Annotated in this window: 18 protein-coding genes; 4 read left to right on the plus strand and 14 right to left on the minus strand. The window is 68.5% G+C overall.

Annotated features, from left to right (window positions below):
* Nucleotides 1-282: 282 nt before the first annotated feature.
* The 12 genes from G474_RS24370 to G474_RS0102640 all read right to left on the minus strand — a co-directional run bounded on the left by G474_RS24370 (nucleotide 283) and on the right by G474_RS0102640 (nucleotide 14,323).
* On the minus strand, nucleotides 283-4,038 hold the full coding sequence (locus G474_RS24370) for a translocation/assembly module TamB domain-containing protein (protein WP_026685617.1): 3,756 nt from the start codon (nucleotides 4,036-4,038) through the stop codon (nucleotides 283-285).
* 9 nt (nucleotides 4,039-4,047) lie between these two features.
* The gene (locus G474_RS0102590; RefSeq protein WP_026685618.1) at nucleotides 4,048-5,748 is read right to left on the minus strand and encodes an autotransporter assembly complex protein TamA; all 1,701 of its coding nucleotides are present in this window, start codon (nucleotides 5,746-5,748) and stop codon (nucleotides 4,048-4,050) included.
* Between the two features lie 54 nt (nucleotides 5,749-5,802).
* Complete coding sequence (locus G474_RS0102595) at nucleotides 5,803-5,988, minus strand: hypothetical protein (RefSeq protein ID WP_026685619.1); 186 nt, start codon at nucleotides 5,986-5,988, stop codon at nucleotides 5,803-5,805.
* A 25-nt stretch (nucleotides 5,989-6,013) separates the two neighbouring features.
* The gene (locus G474_RS0102600; protein ID WP_245589290.1) at nucleotides 6,014-6,391 is read right to left on the minus strand and encodes a ProQ/FINO family protein; all 378 of its coding nucleotides are present in this window, start codon (nucleotides 6,389-6,391) and stop codon (nucleotides 6,014-6,016) included.
* Between the two features lie 226 nt (nucleotides 6,392-6,617).
* A complete protein-coding gene (locus G474_RS19200) occupies nucleotides 6,618-7,307 on the minus strand; it encodes a hypothetical protein (protein WP_051281720.1) in 690 nt (229 codons plus the stop codon).
* A gap of 6 nt (nucleotides 7,308-7,313) precedes the next feature.
* Nucleotides 7,314-8,510 carry an ABC transporter substrate-binding protein gene (locus G474_RS0102610; protein WP_026685621.1) on the minus strand — a complete coding sequence of 399 codons (1,197 nt, stop codon included), beginning with the start codon at nucleotides 8,508-8,510 and terminating at the stop codon, nucleotides 7,314-7,316.
* A 165-nt stretch (nucleotides 8,511-8,675) separates the two neighbouring features.
* Nucleotides 8,676-9,698, minus strand: coding sequence for a hypothetical protein (locus G474_RS0102615; protein WP_026685622.1), 1,023 nt, complete (start codon nucleotides 9,696-9,698; stop codon nucleotides 8,676-8,678).
* 26 nt (nucleotides 9,699-9,724) lie between these two features.
* A complete protein-coding gene (locus G474_RS19205) occupies nucleotides 9,725-10,627 on the minus strand; it encodes a DMT family transporter (RefSeq protein ID WP_051281722.1) in 903 nt (300 codons plus the stop codon).
* 2 nt (nucleotides 10,628-10,629) lie between these two features.
* Nucleotides 10,630-12,126: a bifunctional ADP-dependent NAD(P)H-hydrate dehydratase/NAD(P)H-hydrate epimerase gene (locus tag G474_RS0102625; protein WP_026685623.1), complete on the minus strand. Its 1,497-nt coding sequence runs from the start codon at nucleotides 12,124-12,126 to the stop codon at nucleotides 10,630-10,632.
* Nucleotides 12,127-12,207: 81 nt separating this feature from the next.
* On the minus strand, nucleotides 12,208-12,711 hold the full coding sequence (locus tag G474_RS21795; RefSeq protein ID WP_026685624.1) for an OmpA family protein: 504 nt from the start codon (nucleotides 12,709-12,711) through the stop codon (nucleotides 12,208-12,210).
* A 199-nt stretch (nucleotides 12,712-12,910) separates the two neighbouring features.
* Nucleotides 12,911-13,393 (minus strand): MarR family winged helix-turn-helix transcriptional regulator, encoded by a 483-nt coding sequence (locus G474_RS0102635; protein WP_026685625.1) that lies wholly within the window; start codon nucleotides 13,391-13,393, stop codon nucleotides 12,911-12,913.
* A gap of 66 nt (nucleotides 13,394-13,459) precedes the next feature.
* A complete protein-coding gene (locus tag G474_RS0102640) occupies nucleotides 13,460-14,323 on the minus strand; it encodes a thioredoxin family protein (protein ID WP_026685626.1) in 864 nt (287 codons plus the stop codon).
* 123 nt (nucleotides 14,324-14,446) lie between these two features.
* Between G474_RS0102640 and purL the strand changes: the two genes are divergently transcribed.
* From purL to G474_RS19220, 4 genes are read left to right on the plus strand one after another with little or no spacing between them, the layout of a single operon-like run.
* Entirely contained in the window at nucleotides 14,447-18,385 is a 3,939-nt protein-coding gene (purL, locus tag G474_RS0102645) for a phosphoribosylformylglycinamidine synthase (protein ID WP_026685627.1), read from the plus strand.
* A complete protein-coding gene (locus G474_RS0102650; RefSeq protein WP_026685628.1) occupies nucleotides 18,385-19,713 on the plus strand; it encodes an EAL and HDOD domain-containing protein in 1,329 nt (442 codons plus the stop codon). The genes purL and G474_RS0102650 overlap by 1 nt, the downstream gene beginning before the upstream one ends.
* Before the next feature lie 16 nt (nucleotides 19,714-19,729).
* Nucleotides 19,730-21,010: a GGDEF domain-containing protein gene (locus G474_RS21800; RefSeq protein ID WP_026685629.1), complete on the plus strand. Its 1,281-nt coding sequence runs from the start codon at nucleotides 19,730-19,732 to the stop codon at nucleotides 21,008-21,010.
* Between the two features lie 53 nt (nucleotides 21,011-21,063).
* Nucleotides 21,064-22,350, plus strand: a complete 1,287-nt coding sequence (locus G474_RS19220) for a DUF1615 domain-containing protein (protein ID WP_245589291.1) — start codon at nucleotides 21,064-21,066, stop codon at nucleotides 22,348-22,350.
* A gap of 27 nt (nucleotides 22,351-22,377) precedes the next feature.
* Here G474_RS19220 and G474_RS19225 read toward each other — a convergent pair whose 3' ends face one another.
* Both G474_RS19225 and G474_RS0102670 read right to left on the minus strand, forming a co-directional pair.
* A complete protein-coding gene (locus G474_RS19225; protein ID WP_051281726.1) occupies nucleotides 22,378-23,100 on the minus strand; it encodes a cysteine hydrolase family protein in 723 nt (240 codons plus the stop codon).
* Between the two features lie 187 nt (nucleotides 23,101-23,287).
* Entirely contained in the window at nucleotides 23,288-24,310 is a 1,023-nt protein-coding gene (locus G474_RS0102670; RefSeq protein WP_026685630.1) for a YeiH family protein, read from the minus strand.
* Nucleotides 24,311-24,413 lie beyond the last annotated feature (103 nt).

The following is a 24,413-nucleotide window of genomic DNA, read 5'->3' on the forward strand; positions in this document are numbered from 1 at the left end:
TTGTCTGCAATGATGCATCCCCGGGAATCCGCTCCCGGAACCTTTGCACTCGGACGTCATATTACAGGCAGATCGTGCCTCGATGAACTCCTGGACCTGCGGGAGGCTGGCAACGGCACACGGGACGATTTTCGGGAGATGTGAGGGATCGCCAGCTGCGCCAGCCTTTGCGGCATGGATATCAACGATCAACGGGCTCCCTATCGTCCGTTTCAGCCATTACCCTGCTGCCGCCAGGCGGGCGAGCCTGTCGGCAGAGGAGGGCTCTTTCCTGGCGGGTTCTCAGTCTGCCCTGGCCTCTGGCCGGGGTGTTCGATCCGTGCCCCCGAAGCGGAAGTTGTAGAACAGGTCGATGGCGTTGTCGGTGCCGGCCTGGCCTACCAGGGAGAGGCGGCGGCCCAGGGCCAGGGTGAGTTTGACCACGCTCTCGGTGCCCGCCAGGGATTGTTCGTAGGACAGGGTGAGGCCGCTGCCCAGGCGGGTGCCGACCCGGAGCACCTGGCCCGTGGCGGTGCCGTCGCTGCTGCTGGAGCCGAAGCCGGCGCTGCTGGCCACCTGGCTGGTGGCGGCTGGGCCGTTGCTGCCCCGGGCCAGGCTGACATTGACTCCCAGGGCCTTCTGCAGCTCGGCCAGGATGCTGCCGGGGCCCCGCTCCTGGCCGCCCAGGATGGCGTTGGCGGCGGTCAGCAGGGTGCCGTAATCGGTGCCGCTGCGCTGCTCCGGCGCTTCTCCCAGGACCAGCCAGGAGAGCTTTTCCGCGTCCGGTACGTTGGGGGTGGAGACCAGCTTGATCACCGGCTTCCGGGCCGTGCCGGTGATGCTTACCCCGGCTTCCACCGCCTGGTTGCGGCGCATGGCGCGGATGTTCAAGCCCGGGTTCTGCACCAGGCCGTTGAAGCTGAGGATGCCCTGGTCGATGTCCAGCTGCTGGCCGTAGGCGTCGAAACGGCCGTCCACGGTGCGGATGGTGCCCGTGGCCCGGGGCGGTTCCTGACCCTTGCCCTGGAGCCGCAGGGCGCCGCGCAGCCGGCTCTTGACCCCGGCCCCGGCGAAGTGGAAGGCCCGGCCCAGGTCCACGCTCAGGTCCAGGCTGGTGTTGAAGCTGCGGGGCACCGGGGCCGGGGCGGAGGCGCGCCGCACCACCACATCGTCGGAAAGCTGGGGTGCCCCCGCGTCGGCCAGCTGCCAGTAGGCGCCGTCCACCTGCAGTTGGGCTCCGGCTTCCAGGGCCTGTCCCGTCAGGCGCAGCTGGCCCTGGCCCGAGAGGGCCACCCACTGATCGGGCTTTTGCACCACCCCCAGGCGTTCCAACCGGAATTCCAGCTCTCCCCCGGTGTCGCCGCCGAAGCGCAGCTGGCCTTGGCCGGTGATCCGGCCCGGGCGGGCGCTGATGGCTTCCAGGGCCTGCTGCTGGTCCCGGTCCAGGGCCCGGGGCAGGGGGCCGTGGGGGCTGGCGAAGGCGAATTGTTCCAGGCGCAGCTGTTGTTCATCGAAGACCAGGTGCAGCTGGCCGGATTCCAGCCGCAGGCCCTGGTCCAGGGCACGCAGGTGCAGGGCCTCGCCGCGCAAGCTGCCCTGCAGGCGCGGCTGCCGGGGCGTGCCGGCCAGGGTGGCGGCGGCCTCCAGCCGGCCGCCCAGCTGGAAGGCCGGCCCCAGGAGCGGGGAGAGCCAAGCTAGGTCGGCCATGCGGGCGTCCACCCGGCCGCTCCAGGGGCCGCCCAGGGGGTCCGTGGCGGCGAGCCGGGCGCTGGCCTGCAGCTGGCCCAGGCGTTCTCCGCTGGCCTGGAGCTCCAGCCGGGGCTGGCCTTCCAGGTTCAGGCCCAGCTGCAGCCGGCTGAGGCCCAGGGCGGTGCCGGGGCCGGCGCCCAGCTGCAGGTCCCCGTCCCTGCGGCTCAGGCGCAGGCTGCCCTGGGGCTTGCCGCCCAGGGCCAGGTCCCATTCCCCGTCCAGGCGCAGGCTGGTCCGGGCTGGCGGCGGCAGGACTCGGGCCAGGAGCGAGCCCAGGGGCAGGGCCTGGAGCTGGCCGGCGCTCTGCCAGCGCTGGCCCTGGCGCTCCAGGCGGGTGAGCCGGGCCTGCCAGGCGGCGCCTTCGAGCTGGCCGTTCAAGAGTGCCGGGCCGAGGCTGAAGCGGCCGGGGCCCAGGCTCAGGGGGGCGGGGGCCGCGAGCTGCGCCAGAGGCGGCTGGCCCGCTGGAGTGAGACGGAGCTGTTCCAGCTGGCCCTGCCAGCTGGTTTCCTTGAGGTTTTCCCTGAAGCTGCCGCTCGCCGCGGCCTGGAGCCTGGCTGCGCTGAGCGGGGATTTACCTTCCAGTTGCAGGTCCGCCGCCAGCTCCAGCCGGTGCTGGCGGCGTTGGCCGCTCAGGTTCAGCTGCAGCTGGCGCAGACGCCCCTGGGGGCTCTCCAGGCTGTCGAGCTGCAGCCGGGCTTCGAAGGGATCGCCGGGCTGGCTGCCCAGGCGGGTTTCCAGACTCAGTTCCCGGGTCTGCAGGCCTCCGGGCAGGGTGAGCCGGTGGCTGCGGGCGCTGCCGTTTGCCAGGGGGGCGGCGAGGGCGCCGCTCAGTTGCAGCCGGGCTTGCAGGTCGCCGCCCAGTTGCCCGGGTAGCCCCAGACTGTCCAGGCGGGGGGCCAGGATGTCCAGCTGCAGCCGGTCTTCCCGCCGGCCCAGGTCGCCCCGGGCGGTGGCCCGGTTGGGGCCGGCCGCCAACTGCAGGTCCACGCCCTGGAGCCGCTCCCCGGCCAGTTCCAGGCGGCCCTGGCCGCTGCAGGCCTGGCCCGCCAGGCGGCTGTTCTGGAGCTGGAATTCCAGGGCCAGCCGGCTTTCTGCCCAGCTCGGGGCCAGCTGCATGCGGCTCGCGAAACTGCCTTCCAGGCGGCCCCGGGGCCAGGCGGCGGACAGCCGGGCCGGGTCCAGCCCTGCCAGCTGGCCGCTCAGGCTGAGGGTGCGCTCCTGTTCCGGAGGCTTGCCCAGGTCCAGGGCGAGCTGGCCCCGGTAGCTGCCCTGGCCGGGGAAGCGGACTTCCAGGTCCTGCAGCGCCAGTTGCCGGCCCTGCCAGTGGAAGCCGGCGCGCAGGCTGCTCAGGGGCAGGCCCTGGCGGTCCAGGCCGGCGGGCTGCTGGTTTTCCAGGCGGATTTCGCCGCCCAGGGCGAGCTCTGCGCCGTTCCCCTGCCGGGGTTGCAGGTCCGCCTCCAGGTCCAGGCGGGCTTGAGGCGCGCCGGCCTGCCAGCGGGCCGGGTCCAGGCCCCGGAGGCTGAGCTTGAGGCGCTCCAGGGGCTGGGGGGCAAAGGGGGTGAGCAGGGCTTCCAGCCGGCCGGTTTGCAGTTCTTTGCCGTCGGCCTGGAGTTCGCCCTGGAGGGGCAGCCGGGCCAGGGGGCCGGCCGCAGTCAGGGTGAGCCCCAGGGGATGTTCCGCCAGCTGGCCCGTGAGCCGGGCCTGGGCCTGGAGTTGCATGGGCGCCTGGCCTTCCAGCTGGCCCGAGGCGCTGAGGGCCAGGCTGCCCGCCTGGAATTCCAGCTGCGCCAGATGGTGTTGCTGGCCGTCGCTTTCCAGCCGGGCCTCCAGGGCGGTGATCAGGGGTGTTTCGTCTTCGCCCAGGTACAGGGCGCCCAGTTCCAGGCTATCTACCTGCAGGCCCAGGGGCAGTGTGAGCTGTTCCGGCGGTGGCGCATTGCTGGCGGGGCCCGGGGTCAGCCGCAGGGCGCCCAGGCCCAGGCGCTGGATTTGGACCTGGCCGGCCAGCAGGGCCTCCGGGCGCCAGTCCAGTTCCAGTGCTTGCAGCTGGACCTGGTCCTGACCGTGCCAGCGCAGCTGCTCCAGCTGCAGGGGACCCCGGAGCCGCCCCCGGGCGCCCTCAACCTGCAGCTGCCCGCCGCTCAGCTGGCTGGCGGCGCCCAGGGCCGCCTGCAAGCCGCTTTCCGTGCCCAGCAGCCAGGCGCCGCCGCCGGCCAGGGCCAGGCTGCCCAAACCCAGGGCGGCGGCCAGCCGGGGCAGGAGGCGGCGCTTCTGGGGCGGGGTGGGGGGAGCGTTGGGGGTCTGGTCCATGGGCGTGCTTCAGAAGGGAATGGCCAGGGCGAAGTGCAGGTGCCAGTCTTCCCCGTAGGCCAGGTCCACTCCCAGGGGGCCGGCGGGGCTCTTCCAGCGGGCTCCCAGGCCGTAGCCGACCTTGAGCTTGAAGGTTTCCTTGTCGTCCCCGGCGTTGCCGGCATCCACGAAAGCGGCGATGCCCCAGGGGCTGTCGGCCAGCCAGTGGGTGAATTCGCCGCTCACGGTGAGCAGGTAGCGTCCCCCCAGGGTGGTTTCCCCCTCCTGAACCCCCAGGCTCTGGTAGGAGTAGCCGCGCACGGAGCCCGTGCCCCCGGCCCGGAACAGGAAGTTCTGGGGAATGCCCTGGCGGGAGTCGGCCAGGACGATCCCCCCTTCCGCCCGCAGGTTCAGGGTGTTGCGGGGCCCCAGGGCGAAGGCCTGCTGATGGCGGCCGTAGAGACGCACGAAGTTCTGGTCGGACACGGGCTTGATGGAGCCGCCCAGCTGGATCTGGCTGGCATAGCCCTGGCTCAGGTCGCTCTGGCCCCGGAACGGGGTCCAGGTCCAGCTGCCGTTCATGGTCAGGGCCCGGGTGCGGCGGCTGTCCTGGTCCTTGGGGGTCTGCTTTTCGGCGATGTAGCCCAGGCTCAGGGTCATGTCGATGCTACCCCGCTGGTGGCTGCGGCTCAGTCCCAGGGACTGGGTCTGCAGCTTCAGGTTCTGGATGTCCGAATTCTCGAACAGCACCCCGAAGGCATGCTGGTACTGGTCCCGGGTAGGCGGCAGGAAGATGTCGGCGTAGAGGGACTGCTTCAGCTGCTCCAGGCGCAGGCCGCTGTGCAGCTGCCAGGCCCGGCGGAACAGGTCGGCGCTGCGGTAGTTGAGCTCCACCCGGGCGCCGGTGTTGGAACTGGCCCCGACCCCCAGGCCCAGCTGGTGCGGTGCCTGCTCCCGCAGTTGCACCCGCACCGGGGCCACCAGGCTGCCTTCCGGCCCGGGTTCCAGGGCTTCCTGGTCCAGGCTGACGAACACGGAGCCGAAATAGGGGGTGTTCTCCAGGCGGCTCTGCAGGCCCAGGAGCCGGCCTTCCTCGTAGTGTTCGCCGGGTTCCACCTGGGTGTTGTAGCGCGCCACCAGCTCCGGGGAATAGCGCAGCAGGCCGTCGATCTTCAGCTCCCCGAAGCGGTAGGGCGGACCGCTATGGACGGTGACTTCCAGGCGCACCTGCTGTCGGTCCGCGTCCACCTGGGCCGCGCTGTGGGTCAGGCGGGCGGCGGGGAAATCCCGCTCCAGCAGGTCCAGCAGCAGCTGTTCCTTGGCCTGGCTCCAGTCCGCCTGGCGAAAAGGCTGGCCCGCCTTCAGGGACCAGGCCTGCTGCAAGGCCTGGCGGCGGGCTTCGGGCACCGGGCCGTCCAGGGTCAGCTGCACCGTCTCCACCAGGCTGCGGGGCCCCGGCTCCACCTCCAGGACGAGCTGGTCCAGGGATGCTCCCGCCAGGTTCAGGCGGGCATCGAAATAGCCCTCGGTGGCCAGCAGCTCGCCCCCCTCCCGGCTCAGGCGGCTTTCCAGGGCCTGGCGCTCCACCTCATCCCGGGGCTCCTCCAGCTTCAGGTAGCGCTGCAGCAGGGCATCCAGGGGCGCCGGGGCGGCGATGCGCGGGGGCGCCGCCTGGGTCGGCAGGCTGAGGACCAGCAGCAGGGCGAGCGGGACAAGACGGGACCGGCGCATGGGGCCGATTGTAGCCGCAGCCCCGGGGCGGCTGTGTGCGCGAGCGTGACGGGGTCAGGCCCCGGGGCGGGGCGGCTTGGGCTGGAAGGCGAGGCAGGGGGCGCCGCTGGCTTCCAGCACGTCCAGGGCCGGCTGGCGCCGGCTCTTGAAATCCATGGCGCGGCAGCCGTAGGGAAAACTCACATCGTGGGTGATGTAGTAATGGATGCAGTCCCGGCAGTTGGGGCTTGATTCCGGCATGGGGAATCCGGCGGGGCCGGGGGAATTACTTGCGCGAGAACTTCTCGGCCAGGGCCGTCAGCTTCTCGGTCCGGACCCGGGCCGCCTCGGCTTCCTGCTCCGCCTTCTGCTGGGCCCGACGCTCCTCGGCCTGTTTCTTCAGCCGTTCGCGGATGGTGTCGGAAGCATGCTTGCGGTGTTCCTCGGTGAGCGCCTCAGCCTGGTTGCCATCCAGATCGAAGCGGTGGCTGGCCTTTTCCGTGGCGCGCAGGTAGCGCATGGAATGGGTGTGCAGGGACAGGGCGATGCGCAGGACCTTCTTCTCGATCTCCGGCATGCGGGCCAGCAGGGCCTTGTCGATGCCGATGGCCAGGGGCAGGCAATCGCGGAAAACCGGAAACTGCTCCTGCAGGGATTTCAGCAAGGCGCGGGGGCTTTGGGCGGGACTGGCAGGGGCATTCATCGGCGGTAGAACGGAAACGGGTATCGGGGCGGGAAGGGTATCACAGAGTTTGTCCAGGGGAGCGGAGGGTGATCAGGAATCTCCGTTGCTGGAGCGGGAAACGTGGTGTGGATGCCAATGGTAATTGGCATTCGATGATTTGGGCCGGCTGATCAGGGCGGCAGTATGGCTTTGCTGCCTTTCGCCCCTAGCGCTGTCGCTTCCCCAGTGCCCTGGCGATTTCCCCGTCGCAGCTGGCGGCGACCCGGGTGTATTCCTCGGGGGTGTCGATGGCCCGCTGGATGGGTTCCACCTGGTCCAGCATCAGTTTCACGTAGGGGACCCAGCGTTGTTCCAGTTCCTGGCGCAGCTGCTCGGGGATCTGGTGGGCCGGGCCGCGCCAGGGGCCCTGGCCGGCAAAGCGGCTTTGCAGGGTGGCCCGGATTTCCGCTTCGATGCGCCGGGCGTGGGCCTGGTAGGCCTCCACGTGGCGCTGTTCGTGGGCGAGGATTTCCTTGTGGGCGCAGCTTCCCGGGGGGAATTCCCGGGCCACGTAGATGGTGATGGGGCGGTAGCCGTAGCGCAGGGTGAGCTGGGGGCTGGCGCATTCCCAGCGGCCGCTGGCGTCCAGGAGCCGTGGCAGTTTCACTTCGTAGCTGACCACGGCCTGCCCCCGGGTCAGGCCCAGTACCAGGTGTCCGGGGCGGCTGGCCTGAGCGCCCAGTTTCTGCAGGGCTTCCAGGCCGTGGCGGTGGTGGCTGCTGGCCGGCACTTCCAGCCGCTCCAGGGTGACGCTGGCGGGGGGCAGGTCGGCGCAGGGATCGGCCTGGGCCGCTCCAGCCAGGACGCCCAGGAGCAGGGCGGCGAGGCCGGGGGCGGGCAGGGGGCGGCGGCCCACGGGGCCTTACCGGGCTCGCCGGGCGGCCTGGGCGGCTTGTTCCTCGTCCTTGTAGGCGTAGACGATCTTGCCCTTGCGGATTTCGCCCATGACCACCATTTCGGCGGTGATGGCCTCATGGTTGGTGGCGCTGAAGGGGTGGTTGAAGCGGGCGATGACCGTGGATTGGCTGGGCTGGTCTATGCGTTCCAGGGCTTTCTGGAGCTCCTCGCTCTTGCTGCAGTTGCACAGGGTGAGGGCCATGTAGAGCAGGCGCAGGGCGTCGTAGGTCTGGGCGGCGGCAACGCCGGAGGGAATGAAGCGGGTGTTGTTGATGCGCTGGTAGTTGCGGCTGAATTCGTGGCTGACGCCGCCCAGTTCGTTCTCGATGTAGGTCACCGCCATGCGGGTGCCTTCCACGGCGCTGCCGCCCAGTTCCAGGAAGGAGCGCTGGGAGGCGGTCCAGGTGGCCACCACCGGCACCTTCCAGTTCATGCGGGCCAAGCTTTTCATGACCATGGCGCCTTCCGCCGCCAGGCCGTACATGGCGATGGCTTCGGCGCCGGCCTGCTGGGCCCGGGCCAGCTGTTCGCTCATGTCCGTGTCGCCCACCTTGAAGGCTTCCACGGCCACCGGATTCATTTGCCGCTGTTTCAGGTCGTCCAGGGCGTTCTGCCGGCCGGCTTCGCCGTAGGGGGAGGTGTCGTGCAGGATGGCGATTTTCTTGTATTTGTGGCGGTCCACCAGGTCCTTGAACATGGCCCGGGTCTGCAGGGCATCCCGGCCCACCAGGCGGAAGATGTAGTTGGGGGTGCCGGGGGCCAGTTTCTGCTGGCGAGTGATGTCGCCGCCGGCCGAGGCGGAGACGATCAGGGGAATCCGGGCGTTCTGGAACAGGGGGGCCGCCTGGGCGAGGACGCCGTAGTTGGCGAAGCCCACCACGGCCACCACCTTCTCCTGTTCGATCAGTTCCTTGCTGCGGGCTACGCCCACGTCGGGCTTGGCCTGGTCGTCCTTCTCCACCAGGACGATCTTCTTGCCGAGCAGCATGCTCAGCTGGTTGGCTTCTTCCGCGAAGACGCGGGCGCCGCCCTTGATGCTTTCGCCCATGTCCACCGAGGACTGGCCCGAGAAGGGGCCGATGACGCCGATGCGGATGGTGTCTTCCTGGGCGCCGGCCACGCCGGCCGCGGCCAGGAGCAGTGCTAGCAGGTATTGCTTCATGGATGTCTCCCCCTGAGGTAACTGTTTACGTTCCTGTTGGTGTGCTGTTGTGTGTCGGGGCGGGAGGTAAAGCAGGCCGCCCGCCGGGTGATTGTGGGGCGTCAGGCCCCGGCGGGCAAGGGGGGAGTTGTTTCTTTTCAAGCACCTGGCCGGAACGGCCAGGGCTCAGCCGTAGAGGCGTTCGATTTCCCGGGTCAGGACGCTGCGGGGCAGCACCTCGGCCACCGGGTAGCTGACCCGCAGGATGACCCCCTGGCGGGGGTGGGGGGCGGTGAAGCGGAAGTGGCAGAAATGCAGGTCTTCCCCGGGCTGGCCGGGGCCCACCAGCTGGTTGACGCTGTCTACCCGGTAGTCGAGCACATCTACGTCTACTAGGTCCTCGGGTTCGGCCAGGGTGTCGGCGATCCAGGCCAGGGTGTCGTCCAGGGTCAGCAGCTGACGGCGGGACTGGCTCAGGGCCTCCTGTCTGGCCTTGAGCCGGTCGGCCAGGCGGGCGGCCAGATGGGCACAGCTTTCCCCCTGGGGTTCGCCGCCGTCGCCGCAGAACACCTGGCCCAGGCCCTGGTGTTCCAGGTGGGCCAGCTGGGTGCGCAGCAGGGCGATCTCTTCTTGCAGATCGGCCTGGTTTTCCTTCATGGCCGAGAGCCGGGCCAGGATTTCCAGGCCCAGCTGGTCGAACAGGGCCCAGACCAGGTCATGTTCCAGCTGCGCCGCTCCGCTGCTGGGCAGGTACAGGCGGTGATTTTCGAAATTCAGGGTGGTGACGGCCACGTCGTGTTGCAGGGCGTCGCCGTTCAGTGCGACCCCGAAGCCCTTCTTTTCCTGCAGCACGGCGCCGAGGATGGCGTACAGCATGGGCTCGCCGGGATGCTGTTCCAGGTGTTCCTGGACTAGGGCCTGGCGGCTGAACACCTGCTGCAGCTCGTCGGCCCGGGCGAACAGGGCGCGCAGCTGGGGCGATTCCCGCCAGTGTTCGGGGGAGGCATCCAGGGGGCCGGGCAGGTCGGCCACGCTGCGGCGGCAGAATTCCAGGGCCCGGGTGACGCTCGGACCCAAGCGGGCGGCGGTGCCCGAGAGGGCTTTCAGGCGCGGGTCTATGGCCTGGACCAGGCGCTCGATGCCGGCCTCCTGGTCCGGGTCTTCGGGGGGGCGGGCTTTGCCCGGTAGCAGCCAGTCAAACAGGCCCATGTGGGGTACTCCAGAGTGCCAGGGGGCTATCTTAGTCCAGCCCGGAGCCGGCGGAAATGCTGACGCAGGTGCGCGCCGAAGGCTAGCCAGGCGCCGCTGGCGACGATGATGCCCATGCCCAGGAAGGAAAGGCCGTCGGGCCAGTGGCCGAAAAAGGCGGCCCCGAGCAGGGTGGCCCAGAGGAGCTGCACGTAGAGGAAGGGCGAGAGCAGGCTGGCAGGGGCGTTGCGGAAGGCATGGATGAGCAGCAGGTGGCCGCTGCCGCCGAGGATGCCCAGGGCGATGGTGGCCAGGATCACCCAGAGGGGAGGCCAGCTGCCCGGCCAGAACCAGGGCAGGCCCACGGAGGCGCCCAAGGTGCCCACCAGGGCGGTGTAGAACAGCAGGGTCAGGGGCGGGGTGCGGCCTGCCAGCTGCCGGGTGAGCAGCTGGTAACAGGCGTAGCAGACGGCGCCCCCCAGGGCCAGGGCGATGCCGGCACTGGTGAGGCCCGCGTGGGGCCGGGCGATCAGCAGGATGCCGGCAAAGCCGGCCAGGGCCGTGAGCCAGCGCTCCCGGGTCAGGCGTTCCCCCAGCCAGGGGCCGGCCAGCAGGGCGACCAGGAGCGGCGCCGTGAAGAAGATGGCGGTGGTTTCCGCCACCGGCATGCGCGCCAAGGCGGCAAAGCCGAAACCGGTGCAGCCCAGGAGCAGCAGGCCGCGCAGGATCTGCAGCGGCAGCTGGGGCGCGCGCACCAGGGCCAGGCCCTGACGGGGCGCCAGGAACAGCAGCATCAGGGCCAGGTGGGCGCTGTAGCGGCCCCAGACCAGCAGGGGAATCGGGGCGTGGCTGGAGAGGTGCTTGACGGTGGTGTCGAGCACGGCGAACAGGAGGATGGCGCCGAGCAGGAACAGGATGCCCCGGCCCGGGTGCTGGCTGGTCGGTGGCAAGGTCAGCGCAGGTTGCCCAGCCAGCGGTTGTAGCGGGAACGGGCGGCGTCGGCCAGTTCCCCGGCGCAGAGGCCCACGGGGCCGATGCCGGCCACCACCAGGTCGTCGGCGGCCTGGCCGTGCAGGTGGCAGGCCGCCAGCAGGGCCTCGCAGGGAGGCCAGCCCTGGCCGAGCAGGGCGGTGAGAAAGCCGGTGAGCACATCGCCGGAGCCGGCGCTGGCCAGGCCAGGGTTGCCCGTGGTGTTGATCCACCAGCGTCCTTCCGGGTCGGCGATCACGGTGCCGCAGCCCTTCAGGGCCACCCAGGCCCGGTAGCGGCGCGCCAGTTCCAGGGCCATGTGAATCCGGTCCTGCTGGATGTCTACCGCCTGCAGGTCCAGGAGCCGGGCGGCTTCTGCCGGATGGGGGGTGAGCAGCACCGGCGCGGGGCGACGGCGGGTGACGGTCTGCAGGGCTTCTTCAAAGGCCAGGATGTTGAGGGCGTCCGCATCCAGCACCAGGGGCAGTTCCGTGGCCAGGGCCCGCTCCAGGAGCTCCGCCGCATGGACGCTGCGCCCCAGGCCGGGGCCGCAGGCCAGGGCCGAGAGCTCCGCATCGAAAATCCCTTCGGGCTTGCGCAGCATCAGTTCCGGCTGGGCGAAATCAACGCCGGGGGCCTGGGGGTCGAGCAGACCCAGGAACACCCGGCCGGCCCCCAGCTTCAAGGCGGCGCGGCCGGCCAGCAAGGGGGCGCCGAGCATGGAGTGGGCGCCGCCGATGACGCCGATGCTGCCGTGGCTGCCCTTGTGGCTGTTGTGGCGCCGGGGCTTCAGGTATTGGGCAAAGCTTTCCCGGGAAACCAGCCGGCCGTTAGGGGGGGTATCCAGGGGGTAGCCCAGGCCCAGGTCATGGACCCGGATCAGGCCGCAGTGGTCGGGGCCTTCGGCCGTGTACAGGCCGGGCTTGCCGCCCAGGAAGGTGAGGGTGTGGCTGGCATTGATGGTGGGGCCGTGACAGAAGCCCGAGTCCGCATCCAGGCCCGAGGGACAGTCCAGGGCCAGCAGGGGGCAGTGCAGGTGCCGGGCCAGGATGTTGGCGGCCTGGACCAGCTCGGCGTAATGCCCTTCCAGGGGGCGGTTGAGGCCGATGCCGAACAGGCCATCCACGATCAGGCCCCAGGCGGTGGCCGGGGGAATGGCCTCCAGCAGGCGGCCTCCTTCGGCCAGGAAATGGTGGTGGGCTTGGGCCGCGTCCACCGGCAGCTGTTCCAGCTGGCCCCGGAATACCACTTCCACAGGGATGTCCCGGGTGCGCAGCAGGCTGGCCATTTCCAGGGCATCGCCGCCATTGTTGCCGGGGCCTGCCAGGACCAGTACCGGTGCGGGCCGGGGGGCCAGCAGTTCCATGGCCCATTCGGCCGCTGCTGCGCCGGCCCGGATCATCAGGCCGGCATCGGCGTGAGTCTGCTCCACCTGGCGCAGGGCGGCGGCAAAGTAAAGGGTGTTGTCAGGGCTGTCCATGGCCGGATTCTATGCCCGATTGCCGCTTTGATGATGCTTTTTGGATGGACGGCCATGGGGCCGGAATCAGTGGTGCCGGGCTCAGCGGGGCAGGGGGATCAGGAACAGTTCCACCCGCCGGTTGTTGAGCTGGGGCGAGTCCGGATGCTCTTCTCCCAGAGGGGCCTGCTTGATGCGGTAGGAGGGGACCCCCAGCTCCACCAGCCGGCGCCGCACCCGTTCCACGGCGGAGCTGGAGAGGCTGACATTCATTTCCCGGCTGCCGCCGCTGGGGACGTAGCTTTCCAGGCGGATCACCAGGTCCCGGTTGGCCTTCATGCGGGCGGCGAATTCCTGCAGGGACTGATTCACCGGGGAGGGCAGGCTGTCGCTGCCCGGCTCCAGGGTGTAGACCGCATCGGGCGTGGCCCGGCTGGATGCGGCGGGCTTGTGGCTGGCCGGGGGCTTGCTCTGGGCCCGGGGGGGGGCGGGAGCCGGCGGCTCCTGGCGGATCAGGGGCAGCTGCACACTGGTACAGCCGCCCAGGAACGTCAGGGACATCAGGGTGAGCAGGGAAAGTTTTTTGAAAACAGCAGCTTGTCTCATGGTTGCAACCGGGGTCTCCAGCCCTTGGTGAAAGTTTTGTTTCATCAAAGATTTATAGAAATGTATAATCGCCTACCCTCGCTCCTGGAGCGAGGGGTTTTTGCTCATCTTGTTGGGAAGACGAAAACACCCCAATTTTCATGGCGCCTGGCGATCCCGGGCGCCATTTTTTTGCCTGCCGGGGTGCCTGGCAGCACGTTCAGATTTCCGAAAGGGGAACGTGCTTGCCCGATTCCTTGGCCTGCAGGATGGCCAGCAGTTCGTCCAGAAGGTCGTGAAGCTGGGATAAATTTTCCGGCGAGAGCTGGGTCAGGGCTTCGGGCAGGACCCCTTCCACCGGCTGTGGCGCCTGGCCGATCAGGTTCACCCCGGCGGCCAGGGGGAACAGGTGCACCACCCGCTGGTCGTTCTCGGAGCGGCGCTTTTCCACCATCTTCAGTTCCACCAGCCGTTCCACCAGGTTGCTGGTGGTGGATTGGTGTACGGCCATGGCCTTGGCCAGTTCCGAAACCCGCAGCCCCGGTTGCCGGACGATCACGGCCAGGGCCCAGAGCTGGGCGCCGCTGACCCGGCAGGCAGCTTCCACCTGCTGGAAATGCTGCTTGACGGTGTTGAAGATGGAGCGGAACTGCTTGAGTACGTCCATGGGGGCCGGAGAGGGGCGACTGTCGCTGGCGGTCATTTTTCAGGTTCGGTTTGTCCAGGGGATGCACGGCAGGGGGCTGCCGTGAATCCTTGGTCAACGCACTCAATTCAAAGTGGCTGACAGGGTGCGCCGATATTTTCGTACCAAGTCATCGTAGTGTTCGTTGCCGCCCAGGGCCTCGAAGAATTCCAGCAGCACCCGGCGACCGGCGCCGCTGTCGAAGAAGCGGTCCCGACGCACCACTTCCAGGGCGGCTTCCATGGCGGCTTCGTACTGGCCGTTGCCGGCCAGGGCCTTGGCCAGTTCCAGGCGGGCGGCGTGGTCGTCCGGGTTGGCATCCACCTTGGCCTGCAGGGGGGCGGTATCGACGGCATTGGCGGCCAGGGCCAGGCGGGCCTTGAGGGATTGGGCCCGGTCGGCTTCGGCGCTGTATTCGAGGCCCAGAAGCTGTTCGGCTTCTTCCTTGCGCTCCAGTTCCAGCAGGGCTTCCACCGCGTCCAGGCGGGCCCCTTCGTCGTTGGGGTTTTCCTGGGTGGCCTGGATCAGGATCTGCAGGGCGCCGTTCCAGTCGCCGGTCTGGGCCAGGGCGGCGGCCTCGGCGCGCAGGTCGGCGGCCGGCGGGGGGACAAAACGGTCGATGAAGGCCCTGAGTTCGGATTCGGGCAGGGCGCCGGTGAAGCCGTCCTGGGGCTGGCCGCCCACCAGCATCACCACGGTGGGAATGCTGCGCACGCCGAAGTACTGGGACAGCTCCGGGTTGGTGTCCGCATTGACCTTGGCGAGCAGGAAACGGCCCTGGTATTCCTCGGCCAGCTTTTCCAGCATGGGTTTGAGGGTCTGGCAGGGGCCGCACCATTCGGCCCAGAAATCCACCAGCACGGGAATTTCCAGGGAGGGTTGCAGGACCCGGGCTTCGAAATCCTGCAGGGAAACGTCAAAGTGGAAGGCGGGAGTGGCGTCGGACATGGGATTCGGCGAGTGGTTGAATAGTCTGCCATTTTAGCCCAGCCCGGGTCTTGAAACGGCCCCTGAATCAGGCAGATGTACCGGTATAATGCGCGATTCCCGTTTTCCCGGTTTTTTCCCGCCATGGCCGATTTCCTTTTCCTGCGCGGCGCTGCCGCCTTTTCCGCTTTCCGCCTGCAACGCCTGGAGGCCCGCCTGGCCGCCAGCCTGCCGGAGCTGGCCGCCGTCACTGCCGAGCACTGGCACGTGGCCGCCCTGAAGGCGCCGCTCACGGAAAAGGAACGGGTCCAGCTGGCCCAGCTGCTGGAAGAGCAGCCCGTGACGGCTGCCGAGGGCGAACTCTTTTTCGTGGTGCCCCGCATCGGCACCATCTCCCCCTGGTCCTCCAAGGCCACCGACATCGCCCATAACTGCGGCCTCACGAGCATCGAGCGCATCGAGCGGGGCGTGGCCTTCCGCATCGCCTTGAAGGGTGGCAAGGCCCTGAGCGCCGAGCAGAAGCAGGCCGTCGCGGCCCTGATCCACGACCGCATGACCGAATCGGTGCTGGATTCCCTGGAAGCTTCCGCCGCCCTGTTCCAGCACTTCTCACCCAAGCCCCTCACCACCGTGGACATCCTGGCCGGTGGCCGGCCTGCCCTGGTGGAGGCCAACGGCAGCCTGGGCCTGGCCCTTTCCGAAGACGAAATCGACTACCTGGTGCAGATCTTCACGGATGCGGGCCGCAACCCCACCGACGTGGAACTGATGATGTTCGCCCAGGCCAACTCCGAGCACTGCCGCCACAAGATCTTCAACGCCTCCTGGGTGGTGGACGGGGAAGCCAAGGACAAGACCCTGTTCGGCATGATCCGCGACACCCACAAGGCTCACCCGGAAGGTACGGTGATGGCCTATGCGGATAACGCTTCCATTATCGAAGGGGCCACCATTCCCCGCTTCTACCCGAATGGCGAAGGCACCTACGGCTACACCGAGGAACTGACCCACATCCTCACCAAGGTGGAAACCCACAACCACCCCACGGCCATTTCTCCCTTCCCCGGTGCTGCCACTGGCTCCGGTGGCGAAATCCGCGACGAGGGGGCCACCGGCAAGGGTTCCAAGCCCAAGGCTGGCCTGTGCGGCTTCTCCGTCTCCAACCTGAACATCCCCGAAGCCGTGCAGCCCTGGGAAACCGACGCGGGCCGTCCCGGCCGCATCGCTTCTGCGCTCGACATCATGATCGAGGGGCCCATCGGCGCCGCCGCCTTCAACAACGAATTCGGCCGCCCCAACCTGACCGGCTACTTCCGCGCCTATGAGCAGCCCGTGGGTAGTGACGAAAATGCGATCGTGCGCGGCTACCACAAGCCCATCATGATCGCTGGCGGCCTGGGCAACATCCAGGCCGAGCAGTCCTTCAAGGAGCCCGTGTTCCCCCCTGGCACCAAGCTGGTCCAGCTGGGCGGTCCCGGCATGCTGATCGGCCTGGGTGGCGGTGCCGCTTCCTCCATGAGCGCCGGGGTGAATACGGAAGACCTGGACTTCGCCTCCGTGCAGCGGGGCAATCCGGAAATTCAGCGTCGCGCCCAGGAGGTCATCGACCGCTGCTGGCAGATGGGCAAGCACAATCCCATCCTCTCCATCCACGACGTGGGGGCGGGCGGCGTCTCCAACGCCTTCCCGGAACTGGCCCATTCCGGCGAGGCCGGCGCCTGGTTCGAACTGCGCCAGGTGCCCACCGAAGAGCCGGGCATGAGCCCCGCCGAAATCTGGTCCAACGAGGCCCAGGAACGCTATGTGCTGGCCATCCCCGCCGAGCGCATCGCTGACTTCGCCGCCTTCTGCGAGCGGGAGCGCTGCCCCTACGCGGTGGTGGGCGAGACCACCGCCGACGGCCACCTGACCGTGGCCGACAGCCACTTCGGCAACAAGCCCGTGGACATGTCCATGGACGCCCTGCTGGGCAAGCCGCCGCGCATGACCCGGGAAGTGACCCACCAGAGCGTCGAAGCCCTGCCTTTCGACCCGGCTTCCATCGACCTGAAGGATGCCGCCTACCGGCTCCTGAAGCTGCCCACCATCGCCGACAAGACCTTCCTGATCTCCATCGGCGACCGTTCCGTGGGCGGCATGACCGCCCGGGACCAGATGGTGGGCCCCTGGCAGGTGCCCGTGGCCGACGTGGCCGTCACCTGCATGGGCTACCAGGGCTACCTGGGTGAAGCCTTCGCCATGGGCGAGCGCACCCCCGTGGCCGTGCTCGACGCCCCCGCCTCCGGCCGCATGGCCATCGCCGAATCCATCACCAACCTGGCCGCCGCCGACATCGGCGACCTGGGCAAGGTCAAGCTCTCCGCCAACTGGATGGCCGCCTGCGGCTTCCCCGGCGAGGATGCCCGCCTGTTCGACACGGTGGAAGGCATCTCCCAGCTTTGCCAGGCCGTGGGCCTCTCCATCCCCGTGGGCAAGGATTCCCTCTCCATGCGCACTGCTTGGGAAGAGGGCGGCCAGCAGAAGCAGGTGGTTTCCCCCCTGTCCCTGATCGTCACCGCCTTCGCCCCCGTGGCCGATGTGAGGAAGACCCTGACCCCGCAACTGCAACTGGACCAGGGCGAAACCGAACTGCTGCTCCTGGACCTGGGCAAGAACCGCCTGGGCGGCTCCGCCCTGGCCCAGGTGTACAACGCCACCGGCGATGACGCTCCGGACGTGGATGATCCCGCTCAGCTGAAAGCCCTGTTCGACGCCGTTCAGCAACTGAACCGGGACGGCCTGCTCCTGGCCTACCACGACCGTTCCGACGGGGGCCTCTTTGCCGCCGCCGCTGAAATGGCCTTCGCCTCCCACGTGGGCGTGACCCTGGACATGGACGGTATCTGCTTCGACGAGCAGGCCCTGGATACGGATGGCGCCGAGAAGCGTCCCGACCTGATGGCCGGCCGCAGTCAGGAAACCCTGGTGCGCGCCCTGTTCAATGAAGAAGTGGGCGCCCTGATCCAGATCCGCCGGGCCGACCGGGAAAAGATCACCCCGGTGCTGCGCAGCCTGGGTGTGCCTTACTTCTTCGTGGGCTACCCCAATACCAGCGACGAAATCCGTGTGGTCAGGAACGCCAAGAAGGTGCTGCGCGAAAGCCGCATCGACCTGCACCGGGCCTGGTCCGAGACCAGCTTCCGCATGCAGTCCCTGCGCGACAACCCGGAATGCGCCCAGCAGGAATACGACCGTATCCTGGACAAGGAAGACCCGGGCCTCAGCCCCAAGCTCACCTTCGACCCCGCCGACGACTTCACCAAGGTGTATCTCTCCCTGGGTGCCAAGCCCAAGATGGCCATCCTGCGCGAGCAGGGGGTGAACAGCCACTACGAAATGGCCGCCGCCTTCGACAAGGCCGGCTTCGAGTCGGTGGATGTGCACATGAGCGACATCATCGCCGGGCGCCGTAGCCTCAAGGACTTCAAGGGCCTGGTGGCCTGCGGCGGCTTCTCCTACGGGGATGTGCTGGGCGCCGGCCTGGGCTGGGCCCGCACCATCCTGATGAACGAGCGCTGCCGGGACGAGTTCTCCGCCTTCTTCCACCGGGCCGACAGCTTCGCCCTGGGGGTCTGCAACGGCTGCCAGATGATGAGCGCCCTCAAGGACTTGATCCCCGGTGCCTCCGCCTGGCCCGCCTTCCGCCGCAATCTGGTGGAGCAGTTCGAAGCCCGCTTCGTGCAGGTGGAAGTGCTGGATTCCCCGTCGCTGTTCTTCCAGGGCATGGAAGGCTCGGTGCTGCCCATTGTGGTGTCCCACGGCGAAGGCCGCGCGGTATTTGAAAACAGCACACCGGATCAGGTGGCCGCGTCGTTGCGCTACGTGGATCACCGGGGCCAGCCCACCCAGGTCTATCCCTTGAACCCCAACGGTTCCCCGGACGGCCTCACCGGCGTCACCACGGCGGATGGCCGCTTCACCATCATGATGCCGCACCCGGAACGGGTGTTCCGCACCGTGCAGATGTCCTGGCATCCCAAGGACTGGTCTGAGGACAGTCCCTGGCTGCGCATGTTCCGCAACGCCCGTCGCTGGGTGGCCTGATGGCCCTGGGCTTCTTCCGCCGCCTGTTCGGGGGGAGCGAGCCCGCCGGGGTCCATGCCGACCCCTTCCAGCGGGAGGCCCCGCCTCCGGCGGCCGTGTTGGTGCCGGAGCCCGCGCCTCCCCGTCCCCTGGTGGCCCGGGACGAGATCATCGATGCCCAGACCCGGATCTGCGGTTACCGCTACCGGGTCAGCGACCAGGGCGCCGCTCCCGCCCAGGTGGTGCAGGCCCTGGATGAGGCCGGTATGGGCCGGATGGCGGCACGCCGCCTGGCCCTGCTGCCCATGGACGGGGAGCGCTGGCGGGGGGCGTCCTGCCGGGCTCTGACCGGACCCGGGACCCATTACCTGTTTGCCAGCCTGGCGGCGGCGGAGCCGGCCCTGCTGGCGGAGATCAAGGCGGCCGGCGGCCGCTCTGCCATCCATGTCACCGAGGTGAACCTGGCCCTGCGCGCCCGGCTGGGAGACTTCGCCCTGGCCTGGGTGGATTGCACGGCCTTTCCCCTGGAGGCTTTCGAGAAGCTGCTGCGGGAACTGCGCCGGGTGGCCCCGGCCCTGCCCATTGCCGTGGATGGCGTGGCCAGCTGGCCCGAGCGGCGCCTCTGCGATGCCCTGGGGGTGAGTTATTGCCTGGGGGGCTTTGTCGCCAGCTTCGACGAGGCCCAGGCCCAGGAGAAACTTTCGGAAAGCCGCATGGTGCTGCTGGAGATGCTCAATCTTCTGCGCCAGGACGGCGAACTGGAGGATCTGGCGGAACTGGCCCGGCGGGACCCGGCGGTATCCGTGCAACTGGTGTCCATGGCCAATTCTCCGGCCATGGGGCTGGATCGCCAGATCACCGGGGTGGAGCAGGCCATGCTCATTCTGGGACGAGCCCAGCTCTACCGCTGGCTGGCCCTGGCCATGTTCCGGGTGGGCGGCAGCCGGGGCAAGGACGAGTCCCTGCTGGAACTGGCCCTGGCCCGGGGGCGTTTCCTGGAACTGGCCTTCGCGCCGCTGCTGCCGCCCTCCCAGTGCGACGAACTGTTCCTGGTGGGACTCCTGTCGGTCTTTGACGCCCTCCTGGGGCAGCCCATGGCCCGCATCCTGGCGTCCATGCATCTGCCCGATGCGGTCCAGGCCCTGCTGCTGCACAACGAGGGGGCCTATGTGCGGCCCTTCCTGCTGGTGATGGCCGTGGAGCGGGGCCGGCTGGAGCAGATGGAACGCCTGGCGGCCCAGCTGGAACTGCCCCTGGAGCAGGTTCAGGCCTGCAGCCAGGCGGCCCGGGACTGGGCTGACGCCGCCATGGGGTTTGCCGCCGGCGCTCCAGCCGGGCCGGGACTTTGACGAGGAGGGGCGGCGAGTGAAAGTCTGGAACGAAGTGGAAACCAAGGCCCTCGTCATGCGTCTGCTGCAGGAGTTCGACGAGCGCCTGCTGGATACCCCCATGGACGAGCTGCTGGTGGTGGACAGCATCAGCGTCTCCTGGCGGGAACTGATGCGCTGCCTCCAGGATGCGGTGCAGCATCACCACCACCTCCACTGTCACGAGCTGATCGAGCGGCTGGGGGCGGACAACACGCCCTTCATGCTCTTCATCCACGAGTTCGGCATCCTCAAGAACCACCTGGTGCGGTTGAGCCTGGAGCGGGACGCCCTGGACGAGGTGCGTACCATCTTCGCCTTGTTCGACGAGCTGGAAGACGAGTTCGCCGGGGTTTATCTCAAGCATTTCATCGCCCGCCTGGGGCTGCGCAACCACCTGCGCCTGAGCCATATCCAGACCCTGAGCGAAAAGAACATCCTGGTCTATTTCGAGAGCCACCTGGTCTGGACCGATCAACTGATCAAGGCCGTGGAGCAACGTAATCCAGACCTCATGCCGGAGCTGGACCACACCCGCTGCGAGTTCGGCAACTGGCTCCTGGAGCAGGCGCCGCAGCTGATCCGGGACCGCAGCCACATCGAGCAGATCAGCAGCATCCACAAGTCCATGCACGATGTGGTGAACGAGGTCCGGGCCCGGATGCAGCAGCCCCGCGCCAACGGCCCCCTCTATGCGCTCCTGAAGAAGACGGAAACCTATTCCCTGGAGCTGGGCAACGAGATTTCCCTGCTCAACAGCATCATCATCATGAGCGTCTACAACAAGGACCCCCTCACGGGCTTCCTGAACCGGCGCTTCCTGGACCGGGTGCTGATCAACCAGATGGAAATCGCCAAGGCCACCGAAACCGCCTTCAGCCTGGTGATGTTCGACATCGACCACTTCAAGAAGCTGAACGACAAACACGGCCACCAGGTGGGGGACCGGGCCCTGGAGCATGTGGCGGCCATCGTCCGGGAAACCCTGCGCCAGTCGGACCTGGTGTTCCGCTACGGCGGCGAGGAGTTCCTGGTCATCCTGCCCTCCACCCACCTGGAGTCGGCCCGGGGGCTGGCGGAACGTCTGCGCCAGCGCCTGGAGGAGCAGCCCCTGGCCATGGGCGCCCGGCTGATCCCGGTCACCGCCAGTTTCGGTGTCACCGAGGTGGCGCCCAGCGGCTACCTGGTGATCGACAACAGCCTGCTGCGCGAAGTGATGGCCGAATGCGACGGCCGGCTCTACATGGCCAAGCACCGGGGCCGGAACCGGGTGGTCTGAGCCTTGAGATGGACCTCATGATGATGCATCGTCCCAGCTTGGGAACCCCTGTCTTGCTCTCCGTCCTCCTGCTGGGAGGCTGCGGCACCCTGCTGCAATCCGCCCAGGGACCGGCGCCCGTGGAACGCCGGCAGGAACAGCCCTCCGCCCGGCCGCCCCAGCCGGCCAGCCCGCCCGAGGCGGCCACTAGTCCGGTGAGCCAGCCCGGGGTGGCCCAGCAGCCCCTGCCGGAACTGCCGCCCCCGGTCCTGCCCCCGCCTGCGCCGCCCCTCATCCCGCCGCCCGTACCGCTCCCCCAGGCCCTGCACGGACGGGCCCTGGCCGAAGCCCTGCTGCCCCCCGCAGTACGGGATCGGGCCGGCTGGGCGACGGACATCGCCGCCGCCGTGGAGGCCCTGGGCCTGCCGGGCAACGGCGAGAACTACTGTGCCGCCATGGCGGTCACCGAACAGGTCTCCAGCTTCCAGGCCGATCCGGTGGTGCCGGGCCTGGCCGCCATCGCCTGGAAGGAAATCGAAACCCGCCGGCAGCGTTACCACATTCCCAAGCTGGCCCTGGATGCGGCCCTGGCCCGGACCTCCCCCAACGGCCGCAGCTACCGCCAGCGCATCGACAGCCTGCGCACGGAAAAGCAGATGAGCCTGCTCTACAGCGACATCATCGAAGGCCTGCCCTTCGGCCGGCAACTCCTGAGCGGCTACAACCCGGTGCGCACCGGGGGCCCCATGCAGGTCAGCGTCGCCTTTGCCCGGGAGCATGCCCGGGACAACGCCTATGCCGCCGCCCTGGTGCGGGAGGCCGGGGGGGACGTGCGCAGCGCCGTATTCAGCCGCAAGGGCGGCCTGTATTTCGGCATTGCCCACCTGCTCGATTACCCGGCCAGTTACCGGGAGGCCCGCTACCGCTTCGCCGACTTCAACGCCGGGCGCTACAGCAGCCGCAACGCGGCCTTCCAGCAGGCCCTGGTGCAGCTGACCCGGGTGGAGATGGACCTGGACGGGGACCTGCTCGATTACGGCGGCAAGGCCAGCGCCACCTGGCAGGCCGCTCGCAAGCTGGCCCGCCGCCTGGGGCTCAGCGACGGGGAAATCCTCGCCAGCCTGAAGCTGGAAAAGAGCGAGGCCTTCGGCCGCACCCAGCTCTACCAGAAGGTCATGAGCATGGCTGACGGGGCCGCCGGCCGGCATCTGCCCCGGGAAATCCTGCCCCGCATCCGGCTGCAGAGCCCAAAGATTCATAGCAAGCTGACCACCGCCTGGTTCGCGGAAAAGGTGGATGGCCGTTATCGGCAATGCCTGCAGCGGGCGGCCAATCTGGCCGAGGCCGCCCGGGAGCGTTGAGCCGGAGTACGGCTTCTGGCGCAAAGTTCAGCGGCTGATGGCCTGCACCGCTTCCGCCGTGGTCAGCACGCCGTTGGCGATCATGCCGTAATTGACCAGCGCCGCCTGGTAGGCCTCCTTGCCGGGGGCGGCGACGGCGTCCTTGACGACATAGACGCGGAAGCCGTTTTCCATCAGCGCGCGCAGGTGCGAATCGACGCACAGGTTGGCGACCATGCCGGCGAGGACGACGGTGTCGATGCCGCGGCTGCGCAGCTGGTAGATGAGGTCGTTGCTCTCCGGCCCGTAGAGCTTGTGCGGCGCGACGACGATGGTCTTGCCGTCGAGGATGTAGGGCTTGTAGGGCGCGTAGAAGTCGGCGCCGGAGCCCTCGAAGCCCTGCGGGTCGTTGAGTGCGGTGCGGTGCAGGGCCTTCATGTCGAGCAACTGGCGCTGCAGGGCGCCGGCATGCGTCCATTTGCCGTCGAGGGCGGTATACACCAGCGGATCGACGGCCAGGGCGACGCCACTGGCCTTGGCCGTGCGCATCAGCTTGTCCAGGTTGGCGATGGTGCCGAGTTCGGCGAGGTTGTCCTTGAGCAGGCCGTAGAGCTTGCCGTCTTCGCGCAGGAAATCGTTCTGCGGGTCGGTGACGAGGACGGCGGTGCGCGCCTTGTCGAGCACCGGTAGCGGCGTGCCGCCGGCGCCGGCAGGCAGGGCGGCGATCATCAGGGAAACAGCGCAAAAGAGTGAGGCGAAACCTGTTTTCATGGCAGTACCTTTCCTGAGTAATGAAGGATGTCGCCCGGCATGGGCGACGGCTGCATTCTCGGAAAGTCTTCCGGCCCGCTCTGTAGCTTTGGCTACACAAGGCTGCTTTAGCGCATGTGTCTGATCACGTGCGTCCATCCCTCCCCGCGCCACCCAGGCCTTCCCCGTTGCTGGCCGTGAGCATGCCCTAGGCTGTCAGCCACCAGTTGATCAGGCCGCCCACCAGCACCAGGTGCAGGAACAGCAGGGCCCCCAGGAGCAGGGGCCGGGGCCCGGCCCGGCGCATGCGGGCCCAGGTGGTCTCCAGGCCCAGGGCTGCCATGGCCCCGGTGAGCAGCAGGGCCGCCAGCTGCCTCAGGAGCTCCACCCCGGCCGGGGGCAGCAGGGCCAGGGAATTGAGCCCGACGCAGGCGATGAAGCCCAGGGCAAACCAGGGAATGGTGATGGCCGGCCGCCCGGTTTCCCGCCCCTGGCGGCCGGGCAGGGCGCTCAGGAACAGCAGGAAGGGGATCAGCAGCAGCACCCGCAGCATCTTCACCACCATGCCGTCCCGGGCCACCTGTTCCCCCAGGCTGTGGCCTATGGCTACCACCTGGGCCACTTCATGCACCGTGGAGCCCACGTAAATGCCGAAGCCCGGATGGTCCAGCCAGACCCAGCGGGCCAGCAGGGGATAGAGCAACATCGCCAGGGTGCCGAACAGCACCACGGTGGCCACGGCCACAGCGGTTTTCTCGGCGGCCCGGGCCTCCTCCAGGCGCAGCACCGGCACCGTGGCCACCACCGCCGCAGCGCCGCAGATGGCGCTGCCGGCGCTGGTGAGCAGGGCCGTCTCCCGGTCCAGACCCAGCCAGCGGGTGCCGAGGAAATAACCCAGTCCCAGGGTGCTACCGACCACCAGCAGGTCTGCCAGCAGGCCGCTGCCGCCCACCTGCAGCAACTGCTGCAGGCTCAGGTTGAAGCCGGACAGGGCCACCCCGAGGCGCAGGAACTGGCGCTGAGCCAGGCGCAGGCCAGGCTGGTTGCCGGGCGCCTGGAGGCGGGGGAGCAGGTTGCCCAGGAGGGCGCCCACCAGGATCGCCAGGCTCAGGGGGCCGAAGCCCTGCTGGCTCAGGCTCGTGCCCGTGGCGAGCAGGGTGGCGGCCAGCCCGACAGCGAGGATCAGGCTCAGGCCGGGCAGTAACAGCCGGCCGCTGCGCAGGGGGTTCATGGGAATGCTCCGCAAGGAATATGGGCGATACCTTATGGAGCTGGGTTGAATAGGTAAAACTGATATTTCTTATTCTGTTGATCTGTTTTTCTGATGTAATGCT

It is taken from the genome of Azovibrio restrictus DSM 23866, from assembly GCF_000429665.1.
Classification (GTDB): domain Bacteria; phylum Pseudomonadota; class Gammaproteobacteria; order Burkholderiales; family Rhodocyclaceae; genus Azovibrio; species Azovibrio restrictus.

What these genes read in the sequence shown, in the direction of transcription:
- G474_RS24370 (WP_026685617.1), bottom strand. Translation starts at nt 4,038, where the DNA reads ATGGACCAGACCCCCAACGCTCCCCCCACCCCGCCCCAGAAGCGCCGC.
- G474_RS0102590 (WP_026685618.1), bottom strand. Translation starts at nt 5,748, where the DNA reads ATGCGCCGGTCCCGTCTTGTCCCGCTCGCCCTGCTGCTGGTCCTCAGC.
- G474_RS0102595 (WP_026685619.1), bottom strand. Translation starts at nt 5,988, where the DNA reads ATGCCGGAATCAAGCCCCAACTGCCGGGACTGCATCCATTACTACATC.
- G474_RS0102610 (WP_026685621.1), bottom strand. Translation starts at nt 8,510, where the DNA reads ATGAAGCAATACCTGCTAGCACTGCTCCTGGCCGCGGCCGGCGTGGCC.
- G474_RS0102615 (WP_026685622.1), bottom strand. Translation starts at nt 9,698, where the DNA reads ATGGGCCTGTTTGACTGGCTGCTACCGGGCAAAGCCCGCCCCCCCGAA.
- G474_RS0102625 (WP_026685623.1), bottom strand. Translation starts at nt 12,126, where the DNA reads ATGGACAGCCCTGACAACACCCTTTACTTTGCCGCCGCCCTGCGCCAG.
- G474_RS21795 (WP_026685624.1), bottom strand. Translation starts at nt 12,711, where the DNA reads ATGAGACAAGCTGCTGTTTTCAAAAAACTTTCCCTGCTCACCCTGATG.
- G474_RS0102635 (WP_026685625.1), bottom strand. Translation starts at nt 13,393, where the DNA reads ATGACCGCCAGCGACAGTCGCCCCTCTCCGGCCCCCATGGACGTACTC.
- G474_RS0102640 (WP_026685626.1), bottom strand. Translation starts at nt 14,323, where the DNA reads ATGTCCGACGCCACTCCCGCCTTCCACTTTGACGTTTCCCTGCAGGAT.
- purL (WP_026685627.1), top strand. Translation starts at nt 14,447, where the DNA reads ATGGCCGATTTCCTTTTCCTGCGCGGCGCTGCCGCCTTTTCCGCTTTC.
- G474_RS0102650 (WP_026685628.1), top strand. Translation starts at nt 18,385, where the DNA reads ATGGCCCTGGGCTTCTTCCGCCGCCTGTTCGGGGGGAGCGAGCCCGCC.
- G474_RS19225 (WP_051281726.1), bottom strand. Translation starts at nt 23,100, where the DNA reads ATGAAAACAGGTTTCGCCTCACTCTTTTGCGCTGTTTCCCTGATGATC.
- G474_RS0102670 (WP_026685630.1), bottom strand. Translation starts at nt 24,310, where the DNA reads ATGAACCCCCTGCGCAGCGGCCGGCTGTTACTGCCCGGCCTGAGCCTG.